Source organism: Micromonospora sp. CB01531, assembly GCF_001905095.1.
GTDB lineage: Bacteria > Actinomycetota > Actinomycetes > Mycobacteriales > Micromonosporaceae > Micromonospora.
Window position 1 is genome coordinate 1 of record NZ_LWLS01000039.1, and the last position, 3,454, is coordinate 3,454.

4 protein-coding genes are annotated in these 3,454 nt (G+C 66.6%); 2 read left to right on the forward strand and 2 right to left on the reverse strand.

Annotation, left to right across the window (positions count from 1 at the left end):
• A partial coding sequence (locus A6A27_RS07325) for an amylo-alpha-1,6-glucosidase (protein ID WP_274534534.1) occupies window positions 1-1,258 on the reverse strand: 1,258 nt, incomplete at its 3' end.
• Window positions 1,255-1,626: an SCP2 sterol-binding domain-containing protein gene (locus tag A6A27_RS07330; protein ID WP_073833793.1), complete on the reverse strand. Its 372-nt coding sequence runs from the start codon at window positions 1,624-1,626 to the stop codon at window positions 1,255-1,257. The genes A6A27_RS07330 and A6A27_RS07325, both read right to left, overlap by 4 nt.
• 214 nt (window positions 1,627-1,840) lie before the next feature.
• On the opposite strand from A6A27_RS07330, the gene A6A27_RS07335 reads away from it, so the two are divergent.
• Together A6A27_RS07335 and A6A27_RS07340 are read left to right on the forward strand one after the other, a co-directional pair.
• Window positions 1,841-2,218: an SCP2 sterol-binding domain-containing protein gene (locus tag A6A27_RS07335; RefSeq protein ID WP_073833794.1), complete on the forward strand. Its 378-nt coding sequence runs from the start codon at window positions 1,841-1,843 to the stop codon at window positions 2,216-2,218.
• Window positions 2,215-3,454, forward strand: a 1,240-nt coding sequence (locus A6A27_RS07340; protein ID WP_274534535.1) for an amylo-alpha-1,6-glucosidase, incomplete at its 3' end; no start/stop codon positions are given. The genes A6A27_RS07335 and A6A27_RS07340, both read left to right, overlap by 4 nt.

Genomic DNA, 3,454 nt, shown 5'->3' on the forward strand with positions numbered 1-3,454 from the left:
CCCAGGAGTCCTTCCAGCACTGGTTTTCCAGGCTGTTACGTCGGTTGCGGCGTTGGTACCAGATGTAGCCGTTACCCATGATGTCGCCGTACTCGTCGATCCAATGCAACGCCGCCCGCGCCTCGGCCTCGAATTCGCGCACGACGTCCGCGTCTCCCGACCAGCGTTCGTACTCGTCGAGCAGGATCACGAAAAGCGGCGTCGCGTCCGCGCTGCCGAAGTACGGGGTGTCAGGCTGCTCCTCGAACGCGGACAACTCGCTGTACCGGAACTCGTGCATGATCTTTCCCGGCTCCTCGTCGCGGAAGTCGTCGAGGACGGCAGCCTGATCGAGGCCGAGTAGGCGCAAGGTGGCCACGGCTTGGTCCGGCACGACGGGCAGCGCCTGCAGACTGGTAAGGATCGAGTCACGGCCGGTGCCGGTTGCGGCCCACGGCAGGCCGGCGGCCGGCACCGGCTCGCTCGGCAGCGCCAGTGGGTAAAACCGCAGAGCGGCGAGATCGACCAGGCTGCGCCGGTACGTCTGCTCCAGTGGCTTCCAGTCGCACGACAGCTGTGGGGTCTCGGCGAGCCACTGCTTGAGGTCCTGCTCGAGCCGCGGTTTGTCCCGCCGGTGCGGGGCGGGGTGCAGATGCGCCCGGACGTCGTCGCCGTCGGGGCGCAATACGAGACCCCGGACGTGCAACTCGGTCGCCCACTGTCCGTGCGGGCCGATGCGGATGTCGTACGTCAGCCCGCCCTCGTCGACCCGCGCCGGCTCGCTGGTGGAGATGATCGTCTCTCGCCGGAACGTGTCGCGCTCGTACCCGAGGCACAGGCACCCGTCCGCGACGCGCTTGTATATCCGGCCGAGCCGCTCGTATCTTCCGCCCTCGGCTACCGCCCACAGCGGGAGGAAGTCCGAGTCCGCCTCGATCCGAATGGTGAATTTCGTTGGTTCATCCGAATGGTTGAAGACGGTCAGGCGCTCCTCGAAGCTTCCGGCCACCGAGCGCTCGCGGATGACCGAGGCCTTGGCGTCCACGTAGTGGGTGGGGGCGCCGGGCACCAGGAAGAAACGCACCTCGAAGTACTGCGAATCGTCCAAGGCCAGCGAGTGCAATCGCTCACCGTTGACGCTCAGTCGCCACAGCGATAGGCATCGCGTGTCGAGCGTGAAGAATCCGGACGGGTCGCCTTGGGTCGTCTCGATGTCGCCGCTGTCCTGGCTCAACACGAAGATGTTGCCGTCCAGGATTCGGACGAGGCCGGGTTTCATGTCCGCCGCCCCTGTTCGCGGGCGAAGGCTCGCGGATGGTGCCCACCTGGGGGCTCGGGGAAGAGCCGCTCCAGCAGGAGGATGAGCCGGAATTCCCCTTCGCTCGTGAGCTCGTTCCGCAGCCATGCCGGCTCCGGTTTGATCTCGCCGAGCACCATCCGATCGAACGAGGCGTTGTCGGTGCGGATGACGATGTCCGCGCTGCGCTCTTCCCTCGTCACCCGGATATCCCCGTTCGTGATGCTGATGAACCAGTGGTCCGTCCCGTGACCGTGGTCCAGGTCGAAGCGGATGGTGCCGGTGGTCTTCTTGAGCACGCGTCCTTGACGGGGGAGTTCGGCGAAGAATTTTCTGGTCACATCCGACATCAGAGTCCTCCCAGAAGGTCGAGCGCCATGGCCAGGATCGCTCCACCCACAGGGTCGTGGCATCACCCGTCTCGGGTGAAACGGCGGCGGGGCGATCCGTTACCGCCTCGGTGACCAGCGAGGAGATAGCCGGTCTCACCCGATGCGGGTGATGCCGGAGCACTCCTCGGCGGACTACCTTGTCGCCGTCGGGAGTCGAGCCGAGGGAGTCTTGATGTCCGATCGCACCGCGGAATTGTTCGGCGGGCTCGGCCGCCGCGGCCATGAACCCCTGCTCGAGGAGGCCAACGCCGCCGTACGCTTCGACCTTGAGCACGAACGCGGAATCGACCACTGGCTCCTCGTGATCCGCAACGGCGACATCCGGGTGTCGCGAGAAGATCGCGGAGCGGACCTCGTCGTTCGGGTTGACCGGGCACTCTTCGAGCGGATCGTCGCCGGCGACACCAACGTCTACTCGGCGTGGTTGCGTCACGAACTCTCGGCCGAGGGCGACGTGCGTCTGGCTCGGCTCATCCAGCGGATCATCCCGGGGCCCTCGGGCGCACGCCATCCGCGGGCCTTCGCCCGCGAGCAGGGACAGCGGACATGAAGCAGGACCTCGTCAGACTGCTGGACGGTAACACGTTCGTGGTCAGTGAGGAGAACGGCGACATCGACGCGTCTCCCACCGTCCCGACCGGGTTGTTCTCCTTCGACACGCGATTCCTGTCGAAATGGCTTCTGCGCATCGACGGGGAACGGCTCACCACGCTCACCGTCGACGACGTCGAGTACTTCGAAAAGCGCTTCTTCCTCGTCCCGGCCACCCCCGCTCTCGCCGACGCCCAGGTCTCGGCCATCCGGGAACGGTGTATCGGCGGGAGTTTCACCGAGCGACTGACGGTGATCAACCACAGGAGCCGGCCGGTCGATCTGCGGATCCAGGTCGAGATCGAGAGCGATTTCGCCGACCTGTTCGAGATCAAGGATGTCCAGGCCAAGCGCGGGAGATATCACGCACGTGTGGAAAACGGGCGCCTGTGCCTCGGGTACGAGCGCGACAAGTTCCGGCGGGAGACGATCATCTCCACCAGCGAGCCGGCGCGGGTCGACGAGGGCGGGCTGACGTACGACATCCGCATCGGCCCGCACGGACAGTGGGCGACCGAGCTGCACGTGCGCACCCTGGGCCCCGACGGGCGGGACATCCGCGAGAGCCTCCAGGGCAGGTCTACTCGAAAGACGAAGGAGATGCGCCGCGAACTGGACCGTTGGCTGGCCGAGGCGCCCCGCCTGGTCTGCGATTCCGTGGCACTGACGAAGACGTACCGGCGCTGCCTGGTCGATCTCGCCGCCCTGCGTTTCACCCCACTGACGGGCGGCGGGCAGACCCTGCCCGCCGCCGGGCTGCCGTGGTTCATGGCCATCTTCGGCCGGGACAGCGTGTTCACCAGTCTGCAGGCGCTGCCGTTCGCGCCAGACCTCGCCGCCACGATGCTACGCCTGCTGGCGCTCACTCAGGGCGCCGTGCTCGACGACTTCCGGGAGGAGGAGCCGGGAAAGATCCTGCACGAGTTGCGGTACGGCGAGACGGTCGCGTTCGAGGAGCAGCCGCACGCGCCGTACTTCGGCAGCGCGGACGCGACGCCGCTCTACGTGATCCTGCTCGACGAGTACGAACGCTGGACCGGCGACGCCGACACGGTGCGGCTGCTCGAGCGCGCCGCGCGGGCGGCGTTGCATTGGATCGACGAGTACGGCGACATCATGGGTAACGGCTACATCTGGTACCAACGCCGCAACCAACGCAACGGCCTGGAAAACCAGTGCTGGAAGGACTCCTGGG